Annotated in this window: 22 protein-coding genes; 10 read left to right on the top strand and 12 right to left on the bottom strand. The window is 74.7% G+C overall.

All coding sequences use genetic code 11. The annotated features are described in order from the left end of the window. Positions 1-23: 23 nt before the first annotated feature. Complete coding sequence (locus ACFWOG_RS07280) at positions 24-1,253, bottom strand: MFS transporter (protein ID WP_380355664.1); 1,230 nt, start codon at positions 1,251-1,253, stop codon at positions 24-26. Positions 1,254-1,337: 84 nt separating this feature from the next. Between ACFWOG_RS07280 and ACFWOG_RS07275 the strand changes: the two genes are divergently transcribed. After that, the gene (locus ACFWOG_RS07275; RefSeq protein WP_380355662.1) at positions 1,338-2,240 is read left to right on the top strand and encodes an AraC family transcriptional regulator; all 903 of its coding nucleotides are present in this window, start codon (positions 1,338-1,340) and stop codon (positions 2,238-2,240) included. A gap of 37 nt (positions 2,241-2,277) precedes the next feature. Here the strand turns inward: ACFWOG_RS07275 and ACFWOG_RS07270 are convergent, their stop codons facing one another. From ACFWOG_RS07270 to ACFWOG_RS07235, 8 genes are all read right to left on the bottom strand, one after another. Beyond that, the gene (locus ACFWOG_RS07270; protein WP_380355644.1) at positions 2,278-3,156 is read right to left on the bottom strand and encodes a virginiamycin B lyase; all 879 of its coding nucleotides are present in this window, start codon (positions 3,154-3,156) and stop codon (positions 2,278-2,280) included. Between the two features lie 180 nt (positions 3,157-3,336). Further along, positions 3,337-4,572, bottom strand: a complete 1,236-nt coding sequence (locus ACFWOG_RS07265; protein ID WP_380355641.1) for an AI-2E family transporter — start codon at positions 4,570-4,572, stop codon at positions 3,337-3,339. 131 nt (positions 4,573-4,703) lie between these two features. Continuing rightward, positions 4,704-5,138 (bottom strand): hypothetical protein, encoded by a 435-nt coding sequence (locus tag ACFWOG_RS07260; RefSeq protein WP_329882427.1) that lies wholly within the window; start codon positions 5,136-5,138, stop codon positions 4,704-4,706. Positions 5,139-5,300: 162 nt separating this feature from the next. Beyond that, positions 5,301-6,407 (bottom strand): winged helix DNA-binding domain-containing protein, encoded by a 1,107-nt coding sequence (locus ACFWOG_RS07255; protein WP_380355638.1) that lies wholly within the window; start codon positions 6,405-6,407, stop codon positions 5,301-5,303. Beyond that, positions 6,404-7,132, bottom strand: a complete 729-nt coding sequence (locus tag ACFWOG_RS07250) for a glycerophosphodiester phosphodiesterase (protein WP_380355637.1) — start codon at positions 7,130-7,132, stop codon at positions 6,404-6,406. Before ACFWOG_RS07250 ends, ACFWOG_RS07255 begins: the two co-directional genes overlap by 4 nt. Positions 7,133-7,327: 195 nt before the next feature. Next, positions 7,328-7,774, bottom strand: a complete 447-nt coding sequence (locus ACFWOG_RS07245) for a hypothetical protein (protein WP_380355634.1) — start codon at positions 7,772-7,774, stop codon at positions 7,328-7,330. A gap of 36 nt (positions 7,775-7,810) precedes the next feature. Then, positions 7,811-8,224 (bottom strand): TOBE domain-containing protein, encoded by a 414-nt coding sequence (locus ACFWOG_RS07240; protein ID WP_355403074.1) that lies wholly within the window; start codon positions 8,222-8,224, stop codon positions 7,811-7,813. Between the two features lie 238 nt (positions 8,225-8,462). After that, positions 8,463-9,719, bottom strand: a complete 1,257-nt coding sequence (locus ACFWOG_RS07235; RefSeq protein WP_380355631.1) for an ROK family transcriptional regulator — start codon at positions 9,717-9,719, stop codon at positions 8,463-8,465. Between the two features lie 204 nt (positions 9,720-9,923). Here ACFWOG_RS07235 and ACFWOG_RS07230 point away from each other — a divergent pair, with 204 nt between their 5' ends. The 9 genes from ACFWOG_RS07230 to ACFWOG_RS07190 all read left to right on the top strand — a co-directional run bounded on the left by ACFWOG_RS07230 (position 9,924) and on the right by ACFWOG_RS07190 (position 17,579). Continuing rightward, a complete protein-coding gene (locus ACFWOG_RS07230) occupies positions 9,924-11,216 on the top strand; it encodes an MFS transporter (RefSeq protein WP_380355629.1) in 1,293 nt (430 codons plus the stop codon). Between the two features lie 428 nt (positions 11,217-11,644). Then, positions 11,645-11,803 (top strand): hypothetical protein, encoded by a 159-nt coding sequence (locus ACFWOG_RS07225; protein ID WP_329882434.1) that lies wholly within the window; start codon positions 11,645-11,647, stop codon positions 11,801-11,803. A gap of 104 nt (positions 11,804-11,907) precedes the next feature. Then, the gene (locus tag ACFWOG_RS07220; RefSeq protein WP_380355626.1) at positions 11,908-12,450 is read left to right on the top strand and encodes an RICIN domain-containing protein; all 543 of its coding nucleotides are present in this window, start codon (positions 11,908-11,910) and stop codon (positions 12,448-12,450) included. Positions 12,451-12,511: 61 nt separating this feature from the next. Then, a complete protein-coding gene (locus ACFWOG_RS07215; RefSeq protein WP_329948187.1) occupies positions 12,512-13,045 on the top strand; it encodes an RICIN domain-containing protein in 534 nt (177 codons plus the stop codon). A 41-nt stretch (positions 13,046-13,086) separates the two neighbouring features. After that, positions 13,087-13,635 (top strand): RICIN domain-containing protein, encoded by a 549-nt coding sequence (locus ACFWOG_RS07210; RefSeq protein WP_380355624.1) that lies wholly within the window; start codon positions 13,087-13,089, stop codon positions 13,633-13,635. A gap of 66 nt (positions 13,636-13,701) precedes the next feature. Then, positions 13,702-14,508, top strand: coding sequence for a TVP38/TMEM64 family protein (locus tag ACFWOG_RS07205; RefSeq protein ID WP_380355621.1), 807 nt, complete (start codon positions 13,702-13,704; stop codon positions 14,506-14,508). A 355-nt stretch (positions 14,509-14,863) separates the two neighbouring features. Then, positions 14,864-15,256, top strand: a complete 393-nt coding sequence (locus tag ACFWOG_RS07200; RefSeq protein WP_329882440.1) for a cell division protein SepF — start codon at positions 14,864-14,866, stop codon at positions 15,254-15,256. Positions 15,257-15,393: 137 nt separating this feature from the next. Beyond that, entirely contained in the window at positions 15,394-15,972 is a 579-nt protein-coding gene (locus tag ACFWOG_RS07195; RefSeq protein WP_380355619.1) for a TetR/AcrR family transcriptional regulator, read from the top strand. 47 nt (positions 15,973-16,019) lie between these two features. After that, positions 16,020-17,579 (top strand): MFS transporter, encoded by a 1,560-nt coding sequence (locus ACFWOG_RS07190; protein WP_380355617.1) that lies wholly within the window; start codon positions 16,020-16,022, stop codon positions 17,577-17,579. A gap of 107 nt (positions 17,580-17,686) precedes the next feature. On the opposite strand, the gene ACFWOG_RS07185 is transcribed toward ACFWOG_RS07190, so the two are convergent. The 3 genes from ACFWOG_RS07185 to ACFWOG_RS07175 all read right to left on the bottom strand — a co-directional run bounded on the left by ACFWOG_RS07185 (position 17,687) and on the right by ACFWOG_RS07175 (position 22,665). After that, positions 17,687-20,152, bottom strand: coding sequence for a SpoIIE family protein phosphatase (locus ACFWOG_RS07185; RefSeq protein WP_329950754.1), 2,466 nt, complete (start codon positions 20,150-20,152; stop codon positions 17,687-17,689). 148 nt (positions 20,153-20,300) lie between these two features. Continuing rightward, on the bottom strand, positions 20,301-20,921 hold the full coding sequence (locus ACFWOG_RS07180; RefSeq protein WP_329950755.1) for a TetR/AcrR family transcriptional regulator: 621 nt from the start codon (positions 20,919-20,921) through the stop codon (positions 20,301-20,303). A gap of 157 nt (positions 20,922-21,078) precedes the next feature. Continuing rightward, positions 21,079-22,665, bottom strand: coding sequence for a 4-coumarate--CoA ligase family protein (locus ACFWOG_RS07175; protein ID WP_329950756.1), 1,587 nt, complete (start codon positions 22,663-22,665; stop codon positions 21,079-21,081). Positions 22,666-22,817: the final 152 nt, after the last annotated feature.

Below are 22,817 nucleotides of genomic sequence, written 5' to 3'. Positions count from 1 at the left end.
GCCGCACCCGGCGGGCTCCGCCGTCAGGACTCCCGGACCGGACCGCCGGCCGTCCCGGGCAGCCCCGCCGCTTCGGCCGGCGGCTCCGTGCCGGCCGCCGCCACCGCCGCCACCGCCGCCGCCCCGGCGGGCTCCACCAGTCGGCGCGCGATCCACCACGCCGCCGCGCACAGGGCCGCCAGCGGCGCGAGCGCGACCCGCAGACCCACGTGATCGGCGAGCAGCCCGATCACCGGGCCGGCGACCCCGCCGACGCTGACGGCGAGGCCGAGGGTGACGCCACTGGCGGTCCCGATCCGGCTCGGGAGGTAGTCCTGGCCGAGCGTCACCTGGATCGAGAAGGGCACGTACAGGGCCAGCGAGACGACCGCCGCGAAGCCGTACAGCGCCGGCCCGGGCACCAGCAGCAGTCCGGCCACGGCCGGGACGGCGGCCGCGTACGCGCACCGGACGGTCCGCACCCGGCCCCAGCGCGAGGCGAGCCACCCGCCCAGGACGGTGCCGACCGCGCCGCCCGCGAACAGGGCGAACAGCGCCACCGTCCCGGCGCCGGAACTGCCGCCCGTCCCGCCGCCGAGCCGCTGCCGGACGTAGAGGGCGACGAAGGCGCTCAGCCCGACGAAGACCACCGAGCGGCAGCCGACCACCGCCGAGAGCCGCAGGAACGCGGGCCAGTCGTCGTGCCCGCCACCGCGCGGGGCGGCGGACTGCGCGACGGCCGTCCGGGTGGCCAGGTTGCGGACCACCGGGCCGGTCAGCACGGCGGCGGCCAGCGCGGGCAGCACCAGCCAGGGCGTCGCACCGAGCCCGCCGGCCTCCAGCACCGGGCCGGTCAGCAGCGGGGCGAGAGCGAAGCCGATGTTGCCGCCGAGCGAGTACCAGCCCATCCGGGTGTGGCCCGTACCGCTCGCGGCCCGCGCCAGCCGAGCGGACTCGGGGTGGTAGGCGGCCACCCCGATCCCGGAGACCGCGACCGCCGCGCAGACCAGCGGGTAGGTCCCGAACAGCCCGGCCACGCCGACTCCGGCACCTGCCGTCACCGTCGCGGCCGGAATCAGCCAGGGCATCGCCCAACGGTCCGTCAGCACGCCGAACAGCGGCTGCACGACGGACGAGAGCAGCGTCGCGGCCAGAATGATCCCCGACGCGGCGAGGTAGCCCAGCCCGCGGCCGGCGACGAGGAAGGGGATCAGGGCGGGGACGACGCCCTGGTAGAAGTCGACGGCCGCATGGCCGGCGGCCAGCGCGGCGATCGGGGCGACACCGCGGGGCCGGCCGGCCCCGCCGGTTCGGGCGGTTCGGGCGGTTCGGGACGAGGTCTGGGAGGTCACGAGCCGATCATCGGGGACCGGACCGGTGGCGTACTTCCGATAAAGTGCCGATCGATGCCGGATTCTCGCCAACCCCCGCCGCCCGACCAGACGCCCGACCAGACGCCCTGTCCGTCAACCGCCCCCTCACCCGACCGACCGCCCGGTCCCGACCGTGCGCAGCACGGCCCGACGGACCACCCGACCACCACGCGACCGCTGTCGGCCGGCTCGGAGGTGGCCGCGCACCGGCACGAGGTGCACCAGATCGTGTACGCGGGCCGCGGCGTGCTCGCGGTGACCACGGACGCGGGCACCTGGGTGGCACCGGCGACGCGGGCCCTCTGGATCCCGGCCGGGACGCTCCACCGGCACCGCGCGTACGGACGGACGGTGCTGCACACGGTCGGCCTGCCGCTGGACCGGAACCCGCTCGGGCTGACCCGCCCGGCCGTGCTGGCGGTGGGCCCGCTGCTGCGCGAGCTCCTGATCGCGTACAGCAGCCCCGGCACCGAACGGACCGAGGAGGGGCGGCGCGTGCTGGCCGTCCTGCTGGACCAACTGCGGCACGCCCCCGAGCAGCCGCTGCACCTGCCCGTGCCGCGCGACCCGCGGCTCGCCGCGGTCGGGGCCCTCCTCGACCGGGACCCGGCCGACCGGCGCACCCTCGCCGAGCTCGGCCGGGCCGCCGGGGCCGGGTCCCGTACCCTCAGCCGGCTCTGCCACGACGAACTGGGCATGACCTTCCCCCAGTGGCGCACGCAGCTGCGACTGCACCACGCGCTGAAGCTGCTGGCCGACGACCTGCCGGTCACGGCGGCGGCGCACCGTTGCGGCTGGGCGTCGGCCGGCGCCTTCATCGACGCCTTCCGCCGGGTCTTCGGCCACACCCCCGCCGCCCACCACCGCCGGACGGACTCACCGCGCTGACCGCCCCGCCGTAGCCGCTGCCGGCCCGGTGGCTCCGCTACCGGGCGAGGCGGGCGATCTCGCCGATCTCCAGCGCCGCGTACACCGCGCCGTCCTGGCCGACGACGATGCCGTGCGGCTCCGCGCCGGACACCGGCAGCTCGTGGCTCCGGTAGTCGCCCCCGGGACCGAGCGAACCGATCCGGCCGGCGCCCCACTCGGTGAACCAGAGCCGGCCGTCCGGGTCGGCGGTGATGGCGTGCGGTCGGGCGGCCCGGTCGGGCAGCGGGTACTCCGTGACCTTGCCGTCGACCTCGATCCGGCCGACCAGCCCGGCGCCGATCCCGACGAACCAGAGCGCGCCGTCCGCACCGCTTGCGATGCCGACCGGCGCGGTGCCGGTGGTGGGCAGCGGATGGATCGTCACCTCGCCCTCGACCGTGATCCGGCCGACCGCGTCGGCCTGGTTGAGGGTGAACCAGAGCGCCCCGTCCGGCCCGGCGGCGATCATCGACGGGAAGCCTCCGGTGACGGGCAGCGGGTACTCCGTCACCTCGCCGTCCACGGTGATCCGGCCGATCCGGTCGGCGCTCAGCTCGGTGAACCAGAGCGCGCCGTCCGGGCCGGCCGTGATCCCGTACGGACCGGCGCCCTCGCCCGGCAGCGCGAAGGAGCGCTCGGTCCCGTCGGTGCCGATCCGTCCGATCCGGTGGTCGCGCATCCGCGTGAACCAGAGCGCGCCGTCCGGGCCGGCCGTGATCACCGACGGTCCGCACTCCGGCGCGCCCAGCCCGTACCCGGTCACCGTGCCGTCGGCCGCCAGCCGTCCGATCTCCCCGGCGTGCACCAGCGTGTACCAGATCGCTCCGTCCGGACCGACCGTCACGCCGTACGGACCGGCCTCACCGTCCGACACCTTGATACGTTCGACCGTCATCAGCAGCCCCGCCCCTCTCTCGTGACACCTCGGCGGCTCCCCCGCACCCGGCACTCTCCACTACTCGGCACACGCACGGCAACCGGGTTCCGGACGATCGGGCAGGACGGACGGGCAGGACGGACGGGCAGGGCAGCCGCCCGGGCAACCGGGACGGCCGGGAGGACGGCGCCCGGCCGCCTACTCCGGTACGGCCACCTCGGCGGGGGCCGTGCCGTTCCGCCGCCCGCCGCGCGCCCGGCGGTTCGGATCGCCCCGCAGGACGGAGACGACGCCCAGGACGGCGGCACAGATCGGCACCGCGAGCAGGGCACCGAGGATGCCGGCGATCCCGGCGCCGGCCACCACCGCGACCATGATGGTGGCCGGGTGGAGTTCCACGGTGCGGCTCTGGATCAGCGGCTGGAGGATGTTGCCCTCGATGACCTGGACGGCGAGCACGATGCCGAGCGCCCAGAGCGCCGTCCCGAAGCCGCCTTCGGCGAGCGCCACCAGGACGGCGACCGCACCGGAGAGGAAGGCCCCGACGAAGGGGATGTAGGCGCCCATGAAGACCAGCGCACCGAGGCCGGGCGCACCGGGGACGCTCAGCACGAGAAGGCCGACGGTGATGAAGAAGGCGTCGATCAGGGCGATCAGGGTCGTGCCGCGCATGAACCCGGCCATCGCCTCGAAGGCCCGCTCGGCACAGGCGACGACCGTGTCGGCGGTGCGGCCGGGCAGGTAGGAGCGGATGGCGTCGCCGGTGCGGTGGCCGTCGCGGAGGAAGAAGAAGACCAGCGCGAGTGCCAGCACGGCTCCGGTGACGATCTGGGTGGCCAGGCCGAGCCCGGACAGCACGCCGTCGGTGACGGTCGAGAGCAGCGAGCTGGTCTCGCCCTGGGCGTTGTCGAGGGCGTGCCGGATCTTCTCGCCGAACGGGCCGAGCCATGCGGCGATCCGGTCGCCGGCCTCCTGGAGGGAGGCGGCGATCTGCGGTGCGCTGTGCACCAGGGAGTTGACCAGGAGGGCGATCACCCCGCCCACGGCGGCCACCAGCACCGCGCACGTGAGCCCGGAGGCGACCGAGCGGCTGACGCCGCGTCGGACCATCCAGGGCATCACGGGGTACAGCAGCGAGGTGCCGAGCAGCGCCAGGATGACCGGGACGGTGGCGGCGCGCAGTTCGACGAGGGCGTAGACCACCAGCGAGGCGACGGTGATGAGCAGGATGACCGCCACCGACCACGCGGCCGCGGCCCGGATCGGGGGCGGCAGCATCAGGTAGGGACGGCGGTGGTCCGTGGGCCTCGCTTCGAGGACGTCGACCGGTCCGCGCCGTTCGGCCTCGCGCCGTTCCTCCTGCGAGCCGTCGCCGGACGGGCCTTCCTTCCGCTCCCCCGGCTGCGCCCCTGGTTTCCCCGGCTCCCCCGGCATCCGCGTCTCCGTCCGGTCGATCGGTCCAGGCCTGCCCCATCTCAGCAGATGATCCGATCAATTGCGCGTTTTGTTCCCTCTCGGGCGCGCCCGGGGCCGGCCGTGGCGGTACCGGCCCGGACGCCCCTCCGTCACTCGTGGAACCTGAACGACCAGGTCTGCGCCTGGTCCTCGACGTCCAACGGCCGCAGCGCGGTGCGCGGCGGGAAGATCCGCAGCACGCTCAGGTCGAGCGCCAGTTCCTCACCGTCGACCGGGCCGCCGGGGAGGACGACGTGGAAGGAGTACGGCTCGGCGGCCTGGTAGAGCACCCACTCGAAGGGCTCGGCGGCACCGACGACCTGCTGGTTCACCTCCGGCCTGCCCTCCAGCCCGAGGAAGCTGCCGTGCCGGAGGTTCTTGACGACGACGTTCCCGTTGCTCTGGGCGGCCACCTCCCACTCCTGCTCGCCGGGCCCACCGGTCGGCGGGAGGACGACCACGAACTCCTTCGCTTCCTGGAGGGTGAGCAGTTGCTCCTCCGGCTTGCCGATGGCGTAGACGCCGTCCGGTACAGGTGCTGCCATTGTCGACTCCACTTCACGGGGCGGCGCCGCGTGCGGCGCCGCCGTCCGACGGGTGGGTCGATTCAAGCCAGGCCGGCCGCTCCGTGCACGGACCACCCGCCGCAGGCCACTCGAACGAGTCGGCCTCCCCGAACACCGGACCGACCGTCGAACGCCCGCCCCCTACTCCGGCTCCTCGAAGCGGACCGCCCCGCCCCCGCCCGCGAACGCCAGCACCCGCTCGGCCTCCGCCTCGGCCGCACGCCGGTCGGCCCGGGCCTGCGGCACGAACGGGCGGACCGTCACCACCCGCTCACCGGGCCGGTCCTCGGCCAGCCGCCAGCTCCCGGCGACGAGTCCGTCCACCAGCAGGGTGCCGAGCACGATGCCGTTCTGCGTCATCACCCGGCCCCGGTACTCCTCGGGCAGCACGCGGGTGCGGTCGGCGTGCGAGAGGAGCAGGTTGTCGAACGGCGCGACCAGCCGGACCGGCGCCGGGGTGTCCGGGTCGGGCCGGGGCGCGTCGGGCAGGTCGTGGAGCAGCCGGCCGTGGTCGTCGCGGAAGGTGACCAGACCGGGGGCGAGGCGCTTCAGCACCGGGGCGAGCCGGCTGAGGCCGCACCACTTCTGCAGGTCGGCGACGGTGGCCGGACCGAAGGCCGCCAGGTAGCGCAGGGCGAGGTCGTCGAGCGAGGGCGCAGGATCGAGCGGACGGCCGAGCCACTCCTCGGCGGTGGTGTGCGCGGCGGGGCCGCCACGGCCCCAGAGGCCGCGCGGCGGGACCTGCACCAGCGGCAGCAGGCAGCGCGCCGCCTGCGCCAGCGCGGCCGGGTCGCGGTCGGCGCGGGTGGCCGCCAGCTCGACGCCGAGCCGCTGGAACGTCCGGGGCTCCTCCTCCACCAGGGCGCGGGCCTCGGCGGCCAGCGCGTCGAGGTCGAGACCGTCCAGGCGCTTGCCGAAGGCGGCGCGCAGCCCCTGGTCCAGCACCGGCTGGAGCAACGGGCGCAGTGTGAGGCAGTCCTCCGCCGTGACCAGGTGGATGGTGCCGCGCTGGAGGGCGATCCGGACGGCCTGCCGCCCCTCGATCAGCTCGTCGAGCGCGTCCGGGGTGAAGCCGTCCAGCCGGGCGAGCAGCCCGAGGTAGGGCGGCTGCGGGACGGCCTGGGCCTGGAGGCCCCCGAGGTGCCCGATCATCGCGGCCGGGGTGGCGGCGGTACGGGTCAGCAGGTGCTGCCGGGCCAGCAGCGCGCGGCCGAGCGCTCTCGGCCCGAGGACCTCGCCGTCGTTCACCGGCGGCCGTCCAGGACGGAGCGCAGGACGGCGATCCGGTTGCTGGTGATCGAGTCGACACCTGCGGCGCGCAGCCTGCGCATGGTGCGGCGCAGGTCGGCGGTCCAGGTGGAGACGGCGAGCCCGGCGTGGTGCGCGGCTGCGGTGAACTCCGGGGTGGCCAGGCCGAACGGCGGGTTGAGGTAGTGCGGGCGCAGGTCGTCCAGCAGGGCGCGGACGGGCAGCCGGGGCTGCTTCCAGGTGAGCGCGATCTCCGCCCCGGGGGCGAGCGCGCGGACGGCGAGCATCGCGGTGGCCGGGCCGCAGAACGCGACCCGCCGCTCGGCGCCGAGCCCGGTGACGGCCTCCCAGGCCGCCGCGGCGGGCGTCGGGTCGTCGAGGTCGATGAGCAGCCTGGCCGTCGGGGACGCCTCCGCGGCCTTGAGCGCCTCGGCGAGGGTGGGGACGGCGTACTGCCCGTCACCCAGGTCGTCGAGCTGCTCGGCGGTGACCCGGTCGAGTGCGCGCGGGTCACCCCAGAGCCGTTCCAGCGTCGCGTCGTGCAGCAGGACCGGGACGCGGTCCCTGGTGAGCCGGACGTCGACCTCGACGGCGTCGGCCCCGGCGGCGAGCGCCGACTCGATCGACGGGAGGGTGTTCTCGCGGTACCGGTACGGGTCGCCCCGGTGGGCGACGGCGAGCACCGGGCGGGGGGCGGAGCCCTGCGGGCGGGCTGAGTCGGTCATCGGTCCGTTCATCGGTTCACTCATCGGTGCGCGCATCAATTCGCTCATCGGGTCGATCATCGGGTCGGTGGTCGGGGCGGTCGTCGGGTCGGTCGTCGGGTCGGTCGTCGGCCGGTGGGAGGTGCGCGGTCGAGGGGTTCGCCGGGCTTGCGGGCACCGCGGACACTGCGGGCACCGGCCGGGTCGGCCGGGTGGTCAGCGGATCTTCCCCGCGAGCCACGGGGTGAGGACCGGCAGGGTGACGGCCTCGCGGTAGGCGGGTTCGCCCGGCACGGTGACGATCATGGTGCAGGCGGGCGGGAAGGCCCGCCGCTTGAGGTGGACCAGATCGGACCAGACCGAGTTCAGGAAGGCCGGCACGCTGTCGCGCGGGACGTCGAAGGCGATGTGGTCGACCGTCACCACGGCCTCGTCGTGGACGAAGAGCCGGACGGTGATCCCGGGCCGGCCCGGGATCTCCAGCAAGGCCTCGTGGGGTATCGCGGCCAGCTCGTCACCACCGCCGCCGGTGCCGACCAGACCGGCGAAGGTCCGGTCGTGTCCGATGTCGTGATCGGTGCTCACCGCACGGCCGTGCCGGGCGGCCATCGCCTCGATCGCGAAGACGGCGCTCTGGGTGGACGGCAGCGGGGGGTGGGGCATCGGGCGATCCTCTCCTGACGGGTTCTCGGGTCGCGCTCAGCGCCGTTCGATCATCACATTGGTGGACTTGATGACGGCAGTGGCAGGCGCTCCGGGCACCAGCTCCAGCTCCTCCGCGGACTCCCGGCTGATCAGCGAGACCACCCGGAACGGCCCGGCCTGGATCTCCACCTGGGCGGCGACGTCGCCGAGCACGACGTCGGTGACGATGCCGGGAAAGCGGTTGCGCGCGGAAGAGGCACGCCCTTCGGTCGCATTCTCCGGGCGGGCCAGCTCGCGGGCGAAGGCGGCCAGCTGGGCGCCGGGGACGATCCGGTGACCGTGCTCGTCACGCTCGGCGACGACCCGGCCGGCATCCACCCAGCGCCGCATGGTGTCGGCGCTCACGCCGAGCAGCGCCGCGGCCTCGCTGATGCGGTACGGGTTGACCGGTGCCCCGGGCTGGCCCATGGTGCGACTCCTGACGATCGTTCGGGTGCCGGTACGCGTGACGGCGGACGCGGTGCGGACACGGCGGGCCCTGGCCGGAGCCCCCCGCGGCCATCCTGCCGTACCGGGTGCCCGCACGGCCAAGCGGCGCCCGGCCGTGCCGCCGCCGGCGACGGCACGGCCGGTCCGGCCGGGTCCGACGACCGGCCCGCCCGCCCGACGGCCGGCCCGCCGGAGGGCGTCCGCCGCCCCTGCGTGCCTACGGCTCGCCGAAGAGGTCACGGCGGACGGCGTCACCGGCGGTGAGGACGGCGCCGCCGAGCACCGCGCCGCCGCCCGCCTCGCCGGCCCGGACCTCGGTGCGCAGCGGGGAGAGCATCGCGAGCCGGCGTTCCACCCGGGCGGCGAGCTCGGCGCCACCGGCCCGGCCGATCTCGCCGCCGAGGACGACGCAGCCCGGGTCCAGGACGACGCAGACGGCCGAGGCCCCGACGGCGATCCGCTCGGCCAGCTCCTCCAGGAAGGGCCCGCCCGGCTGATCGTCACCGGGCGCGCGCAGGGCGGCCCGGACGGCGGCCTCGGCGGCGGAGGCGTCGTCGGCGGGGTCGGCGGGCAGCCCGTGGGCGCGGGCCAGCGCGCAGACGGCCGCGCTGCCGGCCAGCCCGTGGAAGCCGCCCTCGCAGCTGGTCGCACTGGGCAGGCCGGTGGAGCCGGGAACGGGCAGGAAGCAGATCTCACCGGTGCCGCCGCTCGCCCCGCGGCGCAGCCTGCCGTCGAGGACGACGGCGGCGCCGACGCTGTGGCCGAGCCAGATGAGCACGAAGTCCTCCCGGTCGCGGGCGGCACCGGTCCGGTACTCGGCGCGGCCGGCCAGGTTGACCTCGTTCTCCAGGATCACGTCGGTGCCGGGGAGCGCCCGCAGGGCGGCGAGGAGTTCGGCGTGCCAGGCGGGCAGCTCGCCGGTGGACTGGAGGCGGCCGGTGGCGGGGTCGACCAGGCCGGGGGCGCCGACGGCGACGGTGTGCAGGTGGCCTGCGCCGGCCCGGGCGGCGGTGTCGAGCAGGGTGCGGACGATCCGGGCCGCGGTGTCGCGGTCGGCACTCGCACGGTCGGCGGTGGAGCCGTCGACGGCGGCGGGGCCGTCGGCCGCGGAGTCGCCGCCGGGCACGTCGACCGGGATGTCCGCGGAGGCGAGGACCTGTCCGGCGAGGTCGGCGACGACCAGCGAGACGCCGCCCTCGCGGACGTCGACGGCCGCGAGGTGCGCACGGGAGGCGACCAGCGCGTAGAGCCGGGCGTTCGGGCCGCGCCGCTGCTCGCCGCGCTCGCCGACCACGGCGACGAGCCCGGTGCGCTGCAACCGTTCGAGCAGGTCGGCGACGGTGGGCCGGGAGAGGCCGGTGAGGTCGCGCAGCTCGGTGGCGGTGAGGGGTCCCTGGTCGAGCAGCAGGTTGAGCGCCAACCGGTCGTTGATCGCCCGGGCGGTGCTCGGCGTGGCCGTACGCGCGGTGGTCATGGGCGGACATCCTTCCAGAGTGTTTCTATCAGGGTCCCTTCCTGATAATTTATCCCACGTCGCCGCCGCACACCGACGACCCCGCGCGGGCACCGGTCACAGGTACCGCTCGACGGGTACCACCTTCAGCAGCAGCCACCCACCAGGAACCACCACCTCAGGGCACCGCCGCGCCTCCGGCGCGGCCGGGAGGGAAGAAGCCGGATGACCAGCACCTCGACCGCAGGACCACCCCTCGACACACTGGACTCACCACGCCGGGCCAGGGCCTCCATCTCCCTCGTCTTCGCCGTGCACGGGGCCGTGAGCGGCACGTTCGTCAGCCGGATCCCGTGGATCCAGGACCGTCTCGACCTCTCCCCCGGCCAGCTGGGCCTGGCCCTGGTGATGCCCGCGATCGGCTCGTCCCTCGCGATGCCGCTGGCCGGGCGGTTCGTCCACCGCTACGGCGGCCGGGCGGCGGTCCGCGGGCTGCTCTCGCTCTGGTGCCTGGCCCTGATCCTGCCGCCCCTCGCCCCCTCGCTGCCGCTCCTCTGCCCGGCCCTCCTGCTCTACGGGGCCAGCGCCGGCATGGCCGACGTCGCGATGAACGCCCAGGGCGTGGAGATCGAACAGCGGCTCGGCCGCTCGATCATGTCCGGACTGCACGGGATGTGGAGCGCCGGCGGGCTGCTGGCCGCCGGGTTCGGCATCGTCGCCGCCCACCAGGACCTCGACGCGCGCCTCCAGCTCGCCGTCACCGCGCTCGTCCTGCTGGCCGTCAGCCAGCCGGTCTGCCGCGCGCTGCCCGACCTGCGGGCTCCGGACGGGGCCGAGGAGCCGCCGCGGTTCGCACTGCCGCCGCGCAGCTCGCTGGTGATCGGACTGGTCGGCTTCTGCGCGGTGTTCGCCGAGGGCGCGTCGATGGACTGGAGCGGCGTCTACCTCCGGGACGTCACCGGCGCCTCGTCGACCGTGGCCGCCGCCGCGTACACCGCCTTCTCCCTCACCATGGCCGTCAGCCGGCTCGCGGGCGACGCGGCGATCCGCCGGCTCGGCGCCGTCCGGGCCACCAGGCTCAGCGGGGCGATCGCCACCGCCGGCGGCCTGCTGGTCGTCGTCGCCGACAGCCCGGCCCTGGCCATCCCCGGCTTCGCGCTGATCGGGGTCGGCGTCGCGGTGGTGGTGCCGCTGGCCTTCGCCGCGGCCGGCCGGATCGGCACCAACCCGAGCCAGGCCATCGCCGGCGTCGCCACCGTCACCTACACCTCCGGGCTGATCGCGCCCGCGATCGTCGGCGGGCTGGCGCAGGCCACCTCGCTCACCGTCTCGTTCGGGGTCGTCACCGCGCTCTCCGTCGCCCTGTTCCTCAGCGCGGGCGCCCTGCGCCGGGCCGAGCCCGACCGGGCGCCGGCCACCACCCCGAAGCCCGCTCCGGAGCGCACCCCGCACCCCGCCCCGGCCGCCGTCCCGGGCCGGACCGGCCGCACCGGAACCGGGCAGCAGCAGGACGGCTGAACACCCTGCCGGCACCGTCCTCCGGCGCGCACCACCCGACCCCCGCAACGCCCCGGCCGCAGCCACCCCGCGGCCGGGGCGCACGCGTTCGCACCCTCCGCCGCTCCCTCGCACGCCCCGCCCGCACACCCTCGGCCACCGAACCCGGCCACTTCTCAGGGTTCATGAACTTTCCTCAGGTGCCGCACAACCCTTTCGAATGATCCTCAGTCGAACCCTGCGAACCGGTCGGGGGGACCGGGTACATCCGACCATCCGCCCTTGACTCCCGGCGCTCCGTGGTGAGCACGGACCGCCGTGTCCCAGGTATGTCCATATTCGAACACGCCGTGAGGGCCCCATGACCCGTCGCACCATCGTGAAGCGTCGTCCCGGCTCGGCCTCCGCAGCCGCCGTCCTCGCCCTCGTCACGACCGCCGTACTACGGGGTGCGCACCTACCGGGAGTTCGTCAACGTCCACAGCGGGCTCGCCCTCGACGTGGCCGAGGTCTCCTTCGACCCCGGCGCCCCGGCCATCCAGTGGCCGCGCAGCACCGTCGTCAACCAGTTCTTCTTCGTCTGGAAGGACGGCAGCACCCCGCTCTGAAACCGGTGAACCGCGCCGGTGCGGGGCGGGTCCGCCACCCCGCCCCGCACCGGTCCCCTCCGGTACCGCGACCACCCGACCCGACCCACCGTCAGGAGAAGACCGTGAGCACTCCCACCGCACTCGCCCGGCGGGCCGGCTCCACCGCCGCCTGCCTCGCTTTCGCCGTCGGACTGGCCGTCACCGCCCCGTCCTCGCCCGCGCACGCCGCGGACTCCGCGCACTTCCAGCTCGGGAACCTCGCCGTCGGCAAGTGCCTGGAGGTCGCCGACTGGCGCACCGACGACGGCGCCCCGGTCCGGACGTGGACCTGCACCGGCGGCGACAACCAGAAGTGGTACTGGACCGACCGCGACGAGCTGGTGAACGTCCACAGCGGCAAGTGCCTGGAGATCCCCGGGTACAGCACCACCTGGGGCACCCCGGGCGGCCAGTGGAGTTGCAACCGGGGACGCAACCAGGCCTGGAGCGACGCCAACCGGCTCCACAGCGGCAGCCGCACTATCGTCAACCTGAACAGCGGCCTCAACCTCGACGTCTCGGGCTCCGACCCGGCCAACGGCACGCCCGTCATCCAGTGGGGTCCGACCGGCGGTTACAACCAGGTCTGGGCGCCCTCGCCGTTCCCGCCCGGCCCGCACCACTGACCCCGGAGCCGTCCGGGCCGTCCTCCCCCGTTCGCGAACCCACCCCACCGCAGGAGGAACCATGGGCACCGCCCGCCGTACGCTCGCCGTCCGCCTCGGCCCCGCCGCCGTCCTCGCCTGTGCGCTCGCACTGGCGGTACCGGCGCCGGCCGGGGCCGCCGACAGCACCCCGTTCGAGATCAACAGCGCCGCCACCGGCAAGTGCCTGGAGGTCGCGGACTGGCGCACCGACGACGGCGCACCCGTCCGCCAGTGGACCTGCACCGGCGGCGACAACCAGAAGTGGGTCCGGACCGACCGCGGCGAGTTCGTCAACGTCCGCAGCGGCAAGTGCCTGGAGATCCCCGGATACAGCACCACCTGGGGCACCCGGGCCGGCCAGTGGACCTGCAACGGCGGGCTCAACCAGACCTGGACCGAGACCGTCGTCCACCACAGCGGGATCCGCACCCTGACCAACGGTCACAGCGGTCTCCTGCTCGACCTCACCGGCTCCAGCGCCGACGACGGCACCCCCGTGGCCCAGTGGGGGAAGAACAACGGCCTCAACCAGGTCTGGTTCTACTCGCCGTGGCCGGCCGGCAGCGTCCGCTAGACAACCCCAGCACCCCGTCTCGACAGCGAAGGGACCACCCCATGCGCGCACCGCTCGGCAGCCGGCTCGCCTCCGGCGCCGCCGTCCTCGCCCTCGCGTCCGGCCTCGCCGTGACCGGGTCGGCCTCGGCGGCCGCCTCGGAGCAGATCCCGCGCTACACCCCCTACTTCGAGCTCTTCAACCACTCGACCGGCAAGTGCCTGGAGGTCTCCGACTGGCGCAGGGACGCGGGTGCGCCCGTCCGCCAGTGGACCTGCACCGGCGGGGCCAACCAGCAGTGGGCGGCCAACAGCAACGGGTTCCTGGTCAACCGGAACAGCGGGCTGTGCCTCGACATCCCGGGCGGCAGCACCGTCTGGGGCGAACGGCCCGTCCAGTCGCACTGCGCACCGCGACCGGCGTCGGGCAGCCAGCGCTGGTACGTCCCCGGGGTCAACAGCGACCCGGTCGGCACCGTCGGCAACGGCAACGGCCTGGTGCTCGACGTGGCCGGGTACGACGCGAGCGACGGCGCCCCGGTGATCCAGTGGGGCGCCAACGGGGGACTCAACCAGCTGTGGACCGGCCTCCGGCCGCCCGTCCGACTCTGAGCACGCGCGCGGGCACGGACGGTCCCGCCTCCCGGACCGGTGACGTCCGCGGTTAGGCTCGGGGGCGTGCCCGCAGCCGTGACACCCCCGACGCCGCCCGTACCGGCAGAGACCGGCCCCGTGCCGGCGGACGCCTCGCCGGCGGACGCCTCGCCGACGGACGCCTTGCCGACGGACGCCTCGCCGACGGTGTCCTCACCGACGGTTCCCGCGCCCGCGGGGCGTCTGCCGCGCGCGGTCCGGGTCCGGTTCGCGGCGCTCCTGGCGATCCTCGGTGCCGCGGCCGGCTCGCTCCTGCTGTGGAGCCCGACGGCGCTGCTCGACGGCGGGCTCCCGCCCGGCGTGCCGCTGGCTCCCGTGTTCGTCGCGGTCTACGCACTGGGCACGGTGGCGTTCTTCCCCCGGCCGGCGCTCAACGCGGCCGCGGGGCTGCTGCTGGGCGTGCAGCAGGGCGTGGTGCTGGCCGTCCTCGGCACCACGCTCGGCGCGGCAATGGCGTTCGTCCTGGCCCGCCGGCTCGGGCGGGACGCGCTCCGCCCCTACCTGCGCGGGCGGCTGCTGCTCTCCCTGGACCGCCGCTTCACCGAGCAGGGCTTCCGCAGCGTCTTCCTGCTGCGGTTGCTGCCCGGGCTGCCGTTCCAGGCGGGCAACTACGGCGCCGCCTTCTCCGGGGTGCCGTTCGTCCCCTTCGTCACCGCGACGGCGCTGGGGGTGACGCCGTTGACGGCGGTCTACGTCACGGCCGCGGCCACCGCGCGCGAGCCCGGGTCGACGGCGTTCCTGCTGTCGGCCGGGGCCATCGGGGTGCTCTGCCTGGTGAGTCTGGTCTCGCTGTGGCGGGCCGCCGCCCGGCGGCGCTCGACCGCGGCCTGAGCGCCCGGCGCCCGACCCGGTGCGCCGGGCGCGTCGGACCCGCCGATCCGCTCGGCCGGCCGGGGGTCACTGTCGGACGTGTGTGAAATCGTTCCCGCATTGTTGACAGAAGGTCAATTGCGCGGTGACCGCGACCGATATGGTCTACGCGCGCAACCGTACGTCGCGCACCAGCGTCGCAAGAGGTGTCCGGGTCCGCCCGGGCTTCCGGCGCGGCACGACTCGTACGGGGGTCGCGAGCGGGCACGGTACCGGTGATCAGTGCGATACTCGGACAGTTCCGACGAGTGGATGACGTGTCAAAAGGACACGCGCACCCGGGGGACCTGTACGGAACGAGGCAGGGAGGCGCGGCATGGGAGCACTTCGCGACGAGCACCACAACGGGTGGCTGATGCCCTCCGGGAACTACCCGGCCGCGGTGTACGACGACGAGTGGGTCGAGCAGGAGACGGTGCAGTCCTCCCCAGCCCCCACCAAGATCGTCTCCCTGCGGCCGACCGGATTCGAGGCAGCCCGCACGGTCGGCGAGCACATCCGGGCCAGCATCCCGGTGGTCATGGACCTCACCGAGATGGACGAGGCCGAGGCCAAGCGCATGGTCGACTTCGCCTCCGGTCTGATCTTCGGCACCCGTGGCGGCATCGAGCGGATCGCCCGCCGGGTGTTCCTGCTGACCCCGGCGGACGTCGAGGTGATGGTCATCGACCGACCCCTGGACGAGACCGGGTTCTACAACCAGAGCTGACCGCGGAAGCCCCCGACCGGGGACGGCAGGTGCCGTCCCCGGTTTTTTGCTGCCCGCCGCCCATCGACTCTCGCCTCATCTGCGTCATCGGAATTAATTTTGAGACATCCATGTCTCATTCAGCGTACACTCGCTCCATGGCCACCGATCGTGACTCCGTCCTCGAAGCCGCTGTCGGCGTGCTCTCCCGCCGCCCGACCGCCCACCTCGACGAGATCGCCCGCGCCGCGGGCATCAGCCGCGCCACCCTGCACCGGCTCTTCCCGGGCCGTGACGCGCTGATCCGCGAGGTCGGCCTGCTCGGGCTCCGCCGGTTCGGCGCCGCGCTCGACACCGCGGCCGTCGAGGAGGGCGACGCCCACGCCGCGCTGCGCCGCCTGGTCGACGCGGTCGTCCCGGACGCCGCGCTCTGCGCGTTCCTGGCCGGCGAGAACCAGCTCTACGACGACGCCGACATCAACGACCTCTGGGACTCCCAGATCGACCGGATGCACGCACTCTTCCTGCGCGGGCAGCAGCAGGGCGCCTTCCGGATCGAACTCTCGGCGGCCTGGCTGAGCGAGGCCTTCTTCGACCTGGTGGCCGGCATCGGCTGGGCCATCCAGGACGGCCGGCTCGCCCCGCGCGACGCCGCGTTCTCGCTGGCCGAACTGTTCCTCGGCGGCGCGCTGCGCAGCTCCCGGCCGCAGCCCCACCCGCAGCCTCAGCCGCACTGATCTCCACCATCCACGCACCTCGGACCGGAAACCGGACACCGATACCCATGAGCAGCACCGTCCACCTCCGCCCCCGCCAGCGCTGGACCGGCCTCGCCGTCCTCGTCCTGGCCGTCACCCTGGTCGCCGTCGACGCGACCGTCCTCTCGCTGGCCATCCCCTCGATCAGCGAGACCCTGCGGCCCAGCGGCACCCAGCTGCTCTGGATCGGCGACGCCTACTCCTTCGTCCTGGCCGGCCTGCTGGTCTCGATGGGCGCGCTCAGTGACCGGATCGGCCGCAAGAAGCTGCTGCTGGCCGGCTCCGCCGCGTTCGGCGCCGCCTCGCTGCTCGCCGCCTACGCCCCCACCGCCGGCTGGCTGATCGTCGCCCGCGCGCTGCTCGGCGTCGCCGGGGCGACCGTCATGCCGTCCACGCTCTCGCTGATCCGCTCGCTCTTCCCGGACGACCGGGAGCGGGCCACCGCGATCGGCATCTGGGGCGCGGCGGCCACCGCCGGCGCTGCGCTCGGCCCGGTGGTCGGCGGGGTGCTGCTGGAGCACTTCTGGTGGGGCTCGGTCTTCCTGCTCAACATCCCGGTGCTGCTCCTGCTGCTGGTGCTCGGTGCCTGGCTGCTGCCCGAGTCGAAGGACCCGAAGCCCGGCCGCTGGGACGTGCTGAGCGTGCTGCTCTCCCTCACCGGTGTGATCGGCGTGGTCTACGCGATCAAGGAGGCCGCCGCCCACGGCCTCGTCCGCTGGGACGTGCCGGTCGCGGCCGTCCTGGGCGCGGCGGCGCTGACCGTCTTCGTCCGCCGCCAGCTGCGGCTGGAGACCCCGCTGCTGGACGTCCGGCTCTTCACCGACCGTCGCTTCACCGCCGCCGTCCTCGCGTCGCTGACCGCGCTGATCGGGCTCTCCGGCGTGGTCTTCGTGACCTCGCAGTACCTGCAGCTGGTGCGCGGCTACCCGCCGCTGAAGGCCGGCCTGGCCGAGCTGCCGGCCTTCGCCGGCGCGGTGGTCGGCGGCCTGCTGACCGCGCGGCTGGTCCGCCGCACGGGTGCCCGCACCGCGCTGACCGCCGGACTGCTGACGATGGGCGTCGGGATCGGCATCCTCGGCTGGATCCAGCAGGACACCACCTACCTGGTGCTGGCCGCCGCCTTCCTCCTGGTCGGCACGGCCGAGGGCGTGGTCTACACGCTCGGCGCCGACCTGGTGCTGGGTGCCGCGCCCGCCGACAAGGCAGGCGCCGCGTCCGCGGTCTCCGAGACGGCGTACGAGCTGGGCACCGCGCTCGGCATCGCGCTGGTCGGCTCGGTGGTCGGCGCACTGTACGTGGGCCGGCTGGTCGTCCCCGCCGAGGCCGGGTCTGCGGCGGCGCAGGCCGGTGAGTCGCTGGGCGGCGCGGTCGAGGCCGCGCACGGACTGCCGGAGGCGCTGGCCGCTCCGCTGCTGGCCAGTGCCCGGGACGCCTTCGTCCACGGGCTGAACGTCGCGGCGGTCCTGGCGGGCGTGCTGCTGCTGGGCGCGGCCCTGCTGGCCTGGCGGCTGCTGCGGAAGCTGCCCGACGCGGCCCCGCAGCAGGAGCCGAAGGAGGAGCGGACGCCGGAGAAGGCCGGGGTGTAGCCACGGGCACGCGGGGCCCGGTCCGATCGTCGATCGGACCGGGCCCCGTCGTGTGCCGGTCCCGACGGTTCGCGCCGGACGGACGCTTTCGGGCAGGCCCGGCGGCGTCACACCGCGCCGAAGGGGAGCTCCAGCTCCGCCCAGACCACCTTGCCGTCGCGGGTCAGCCGGCTCCCCCAGCGCTGGGCGAGTTCGCTGACCAGGAACATGCCGCGCCCGCCCTCGTCCTGCTCGGCGAAGGGGCGCAGCTGGGGCGTCTGGCCGCCGGCGTCCGCGACCTCCAGGGTGAGCACCCGGTCGCGGAAGAGCCGGAGCCGGCGCGGGGCGTCGGCGTGCAGCAGGGCGTTCGTGACCAGCTCGCTGACCAGCAGCTCGGCGTAGTCGGAGAGGCCGGACAGGCCCCAGCCGTCGAGCGTGCTGCGGGTGAAGCGGCGGGCCATGCCGGGGAGCCTCCCGCCGCCGGTGAGCGGCAGGGTGGCGACCCGGTCCGCGGGCAGCGGCAGCACCCGGGCCATGATCATCGCGATGTCGTCGTCGGTGCCGTCGGTGACCAGCGCGCCGAGGACGGCGTCGCAGCTCTCCTCCAGGGTGCGTCCGGGGCCGGAGAGGGTGCGGGCGAACAGGTCGATGCCCTCGTCGAGGTCGCGGCCTCGGCGTTCGACCAGGCCGTCGGTGTAGAGGGCGACCATGGCGCCCTCCGGGAGGCTGAACCCGACGGATTCGAAGGCCACGCCGCCGACCCCGAGCGGGACGCCCGGCGGCACCTCCACCCGGCGGGCGGTGCCGTCGGGGGCCACCCAGACGGGCGGCAGGTGGCCCGCCGAGGCGACCTGGACGGTGCGCTCCAGGGGGTCGTAGACGGCGCAGATACAGGTGGCGAACTGGCCCTCGCCGATGCCGGAGGCGGTCTCGTCCAGCCGGGTGAGCACCTGCTCGGGCGGCATGTCCAGGGTGGCGAGGGTGCGGGCGACGGTGCGCAGCTGGCCCATGGTGGCGGCGGCCCGGATGCCGTGGCCCATGACGTCGCCGACGACCAGGGCGACCCGCCCGCAGGAGAGCGGCACGACGTCGAACCAGTCGCCGCCGACCTCGCTGGTGACGCTGGAGGGCAGGTAGCGGTAGGCGATCTCCAGACCCAGGGTCCGGTGGATCTCCTGGGGCAGCAGGCTGCGCTGGAGGGTGAGCGCGGTCTCGCGCTCGCGCCGGTAGAGCCGGGCGTTGTCGATGGCGAGGGCGGTGCGGGCGATCAGCTCCTCGGCGAGCGCGACGTCCGCGGCGGTGAACGGTTCGGGGTTGCGCATGCGGATGAACTCGGCGCCGCCCAGCACCATGCCCCGCGCGGTGAGCGGGAGCATCAGGTACGAGTGGATGCCCGCCTCGATGCCGGGGGCGACGCGGTCCTCGGAGGCGACCAGCCCGCGCAGCACCTCCTCGTCGACGTGGGCGCGCAGCAGCGGGCGGCCGCTGCGCAGGCACTGGGTGTAGCTGCGGCCGGGGGCGTACTCGGAGACCTCGCCGATGGTGTCGACGGCGTGGACCAGTCCGGACTCGTAGGACTCGCCGACGGCGACGGCGCGCAGCTGGACGGAGCGGTCCTCCGGGATGGCGGTGGGCTCGGAGCCGCGCAGCACCGTTTCGAGCAGGTCCACGGTGGCGAAGTCGGCGAACCGCGGGACGACCGCCTCGATCAGCTCCTCGGCGGTGCGCTGGAGGTCGAGGGTGGTGCCGATCCGGGCGGTGGCCTCGGCGATGGTGGAGAGACGTTCCTGCGCGCGGGCGGCGCGGGCCTCGGCCTGGAAGCGCTCGGTGACGTCGATGATCGACGAACAGACGCCGAAGACCCGGCCGGTGGAGTCCTCCAGCCGGAAGTAGGAGGCGGACCAGGCGCGGTCGCGGCGCGGGTCCCCGGGAACGCGGCCGTGCGAGCGGGCGTCGACGACGGGGCGGCCGGTGGCGAGCACCTGGCGCATGGTCTGTTCTATCTCGGCGCTGTTGATGCCGGGCAGCACGCTGCTGATCCGGCGGCCGAGGTGGGCGGCGACGGGGACGCCGTTCATCCGGGCCAGCGACTCGTTCAGCCGCACGTAGCGCAGGTCGGTGTCGTAGACGGCCATCCCGATCGGGGACTGGCCGAAGATGCCGTCGAGGACGGCGAGGTCCGCCTCGACGCGGTGCAGGGCGACGGTGTCGGAGGCGGTGGCGAGCAGCAGCAGGGTGCCGCCGGGGCCGGAGATCGGGTAGGTGCGGAACTCCAGCTCGACGGTATGACCGTCGCGGTGGCGGACGGGGAAGACGCCCGACCAGCCCTTGCCGCCCATGATGCGTTCGAAGAGTTCCAGCACTTCGGGGCGGTCGTCCGAGGCGGTGAGCAGTTGGGCCGCGTAGCTGCCGACGGCCTCGTCGGCGGGGTAGCCGAGCAGTGCCTCGGCGTCCTCGCTCCAGTGGAGGATCAGACCGTCGTCCTGGAGCAGGGCGGTGGCGAGCGGAACGAGCCGATGGCCGTCCAGACGTGCGGAGGTGCCGCCCGGATCGGGGCCGGCGGCGTCGGTCGCGTCCCACTCGTGTCTCCGCATGATCAGGCAGCACCCCGGTTCGGCTCGTGCCCGGCCGGGCGGGGCCTCGCGGTCCGTGCCGGCCGGGGTTCTTCTCCAGACTGCACGGACATCGGCCGCCCGGCGACCCCTTGGTGAAGGGTCGGCCGGTCGTTCAGGTGTACGGGCGTCATGGGCGTACCGGCCGCAGCGTACCCTCAAGAACGCCCGCCCACTGCCGGATCACTCCGGATCGTCGTGCACTGTCGTCGGTGAGCAGGTTCGCCAGGCCGAGACCGCGTGCCATGTCGAGGGTGGCCTGCACCGTCTCGCGAACACCGGGAACGCTTTCGTCGGCCCCGAGGAACTCGACGGCGGCCCGGTGGGCCTCGCGTCCGACGTGTCCCTCCAGGCCGATGATCCGGTCGCGCAGCGACTCCTCGGTGGCGGCGGCGACCCACAGGTGGAGGGCCGCGCGGAACAGCGGGCCGGTGTAGAGGCGGACGATCATGCCGACGACGGCCTCGGTGCGCGCCGGGCCCGCGGCCGGCAGCTCGTCCGCGTGGGCCCGGACGGCGGCCAGCCGCTCGGCGGTGACGTGCTCGACCGCCGCGGTGAAGAGGTCCTCGCGGGTCGGGAAGTGGTGCTGGGCCGCGCCCCGGGAGACGCCGGCCCGCTCGGCGACGACGGCGACGGTGGAGCCGTTCCAGCCGAGCTCGGCGAGGCAGTCGACGGCCGCCGCCAGCAGCCGCGCCCGGGTGGCGCGGCTGCGGTCCTGCTGGGGGGCGCGGGCGGCGGGGTGCGTGGTCATCTGCGGTGGCGGTTCCGTTCGTGCGGGGGCCGGCGGGCGGGGCCGGGGACGGCGACCGGCCCGGGGGCCCGGGGGGTGCGCCAGATCCTGCCAGACCACGGCCCGTGCGGTGCGGCCGGTGACGCCCCGGGTCGTTCGGCGACGCGGCGGGTGCCCGTCAGCGGGCGGCCTCCCGGGCCCGCAGCTCCCGGCGCAGGATCTTGCCGGCCGGGGACTTGGGGACGACCTCCAGGAACTCGACCACGCGGACCTTCTTGTACGGGGCGACCTGCCCGGCCACGAAGGCCGCGACCTCCTCCTCGGTGAGCGCGCTGCCCGGAGCCCGCACCACGAAGGCCTTGGGGCACTCGGTGCCCTCGGCGTTGCGCACGCCGATCACCGCCGCGTCGGCGATCTGCGGGTGGCTGAGCAGCAGCGCCTCCAGTTCGGCGGGGGCGACCTGGTACCCCTTGTACTTGATCAGCTCCTTCACCCGGTCGACGATGTGCAGGTAGCCGCGGTCGTCGACGAAGCCGACGTCCCCGGTGTGCAGCCAGCCGTCGGCGTCGACGGTGGCGGCGGTCTCGGACGCGCGGCCGAGGTAGCCCTTCATCACCTGGGGGCCGCGGATCAGCAGCTCGCCGCGTTCACCGGGGCCGAGGTCCGGGTCGCTGCCGTCGAGGGCGGCGACGCGCAGCTCGGTGGAGGGGACCATCCGGCCGACCGAGCCCGGCGGCGGGTCGGTCTCGGAGGGGGAGACCAGGTGGCTGACCGGGGAGAGCTCGGTCATGCCGTAGCCCTGGAGGATGTGCGGCAGGCCGAGGCGGCGGGCGCAGGACTCGGCGAGATCGCCGTCCAGCGGGGCCGCCGCGCAGAGCAGGTACTCGACCGAGGACAGGTCGTAGCGGTCGACCACCGGGTGCCGGGCCAGGGCGAGGGCGATCGGCGGGGCCACGATCAGGGCCTGGACGCGCTGCTCCTCGATGGTGCGGCAGAACTGTTCCAGGTCGAAGCGGGGCAGCACGACGACGGTGGCACCGCAGCGCAGCGGCTGGTTGAGCAGGGCGGCGAGGCCGTAGATGTGGAAGAAGGGGAGGACCGCGAGCACCCGTTCGCCCTCTGCGGGGCGGTAGAGGGCGTCGGTCTGGGCGAGGTTGGTGGCGATCGAGCGGTGGGTGAGCATCACCCCCTTGGGCATCCCGGTGGTGCCGCTGGAGTACGGCAGGACGGCGATGTCGGTCGCCGGGTCGAGGTCGATCTCGGGTGCGGGGCCGGTGGCGGCGAGCAGGTCGGCGAGCGAGCGGTGGCCCGGGACGCCGTCCAGGACGATGATCTCGGCGAGCGGCCGGCCTTCGGCGGCGAGCTTCTCGGCGGCGGCCCGGGCGGTGGGCAGGAACGCCGAGACGGTGATCAGCCAGCGGGCGCCGCTGTCGGCCAGCTGGCCGGCGAGGTCGCCGGGGGTGGCGAAGGAGGAGACGGTGGTGACGGTGGCGCCGGCCCGACCGGCGCCGTAGCAGGCCATCGGGTAGCCGATGGAGTTGGGACTGAACAGGGCCACCACGTCGCCCTGGCGGACGCCCGCCTCGGCCAGTCCGGCCGCGACCCGGCGGACGGCACGGCCGAGCTGGGCGTGGGTGACCGTCTCGCCGGTGACGCCGTCGACCAGGGCGGGCCGGTCACCGTGGCGTTCGGCGCCGCCCAGGACGGCCTCGTGCAGGGGCAGGTCGACGATGCCGACGTCCGGGAACTCGCTGTGGAACACCAAGGAGTGCCTCCTGTGCGGAAATTGGCGCGGGGCGGGGTGGCCGGCGGGAGGTCCTGGACGACCGGCCGCACGGTGCGCACAGGAGCATACGGACAGTGGCCGGGCGGTGCGTCGTAGTGACGAACGTTTGGCGGAGCGCGCGGGGCGCAAGA

Origin of the sequence: Kitasatospora sp. NPDC058406, assembly GCF_042722765.1 — a bacterium.
Lineage (GTDB): Bacteria > Actinomycetota > Actinomycetes > Streptomycetales > Streptomycetaceae > Kitasatospora.
This window is presented reverse-complemented; position numbering and strand designations above follow the sequence as displayed.

Excerpts from the sequence above, each read along its gene's own strand:
- ACFWOG_RS07270 (WP_380355644.1), bottom strand. The coding sequence starts at position 3,156 with ATGACGGTCGAACGTATCAAGGTGTCGGACGGTGAGGCCGGTCCGTAC.
- ACFWOG_RS07265 (WP_380355641.1), bottom strand. The coding sequence starts at position 4,572 with ATGCCGGGGGAGCCGGGGAAACCAGGGGCGCAGCCGGGGGAGCGGAAG.
- ACFWOG_RS07260 (WP_329882427.1), bottom strand. The coding sequence starts at position 5,138 with ATGGCAGCACCTGTACCGGACGGCGTCTACGCCATCGGCAAGCCGGAG.
- ACFWOG_RS07250 (WP_380355637.1), bottom strand. The coding sequence starts at position 7,132 with ATGACCGACTCAGCCCGCCCGCAGGGCTCCGCCCCCCGCCCGGTGCTC.
- ACFWOG_RS07245 (WP_380355634.1), bottom strand. The coding sequence starts at position 7,774 with ATGCCCCACCCCCCGCTGCCGTCCACCCAGAGCGCCGTCTTCGCGATC.
- ACFWOG_RS07240 (WP_355403074.1), bottom strand. The coding sequence starts at position 8,224 with ATGGGCCAGCCCGGGGCACCGGTCAACCCGTACCGCATCAGCGAGGCC.
- ACFWOG_RS07235 (WP_380355631.1), bottom strand. The coding sequence starts at position 9,719 with ATGACCACCGCGCGTACGGCCACGCCGAGCACCGCCCGGGCGATCAAC.
- ACFWOG_RS07230 (WP_380355629.1), top strand. The coding sequence starts at position 9,924 with ATGACCAGCACCTCGACCGCAGGACCACCCCTCGACACACTGGACTCA.
- ACFWOG_RS07215 (WP_329948187.1), top strand. The coding sequence starts at position 12,512 with ATGGGCACCGCCCGCCGTACGCTCGCCGTCCGCCTCGGCCCCGCCGCC.
- ACFWOG_RS07210 (WP_380355624.1), top strand. The coding sequence starts at position 13,087 with ATGCGCGCACCGCTCGGCAGCCGGCTCGCCTCCGGCGCCGCCGTCCTC.
- ACFWOG_RS07200 (WP_329882440.1), top strand. The coding sequence starts at position 14,864 with ATGGGAGCACTTCGCGACGAGCACCACAACGGGTGGCTGATGCCCTCC.
- ACFWOG_RS07195 (WP_380355619.1), top strand. The coding sequence starts at position 15,394 with ATGGCCACCGATCGTGACTCCGTCCTCGAAGCCGCTGTCGGCGTGCTC.
- ACFWOG_RS07190 (WP_380355617.1), top strand. The coding sequence starts at position 16,020 with ATGAGCAGCACCGTCCACCTCCGCCCCCGCCAGCGCTGGACCGGCCTC.
- ACFWOG_RS07185 (WP_329950754.1), bottom strand. The coding sequence starts at position 20,152 with ATGCGGAGACACGAGTGGGACGCGACCGACGCCGCCGGCCCCGATCCG.
- ACFWOG_RS07180 (WP_329950755.1), bottom strand. The coding sequence starts at position 20,921 with ATGACCACGCACCCCGCCGCCCGCGCCCCCCAGCAGGACCGCAGCCGC.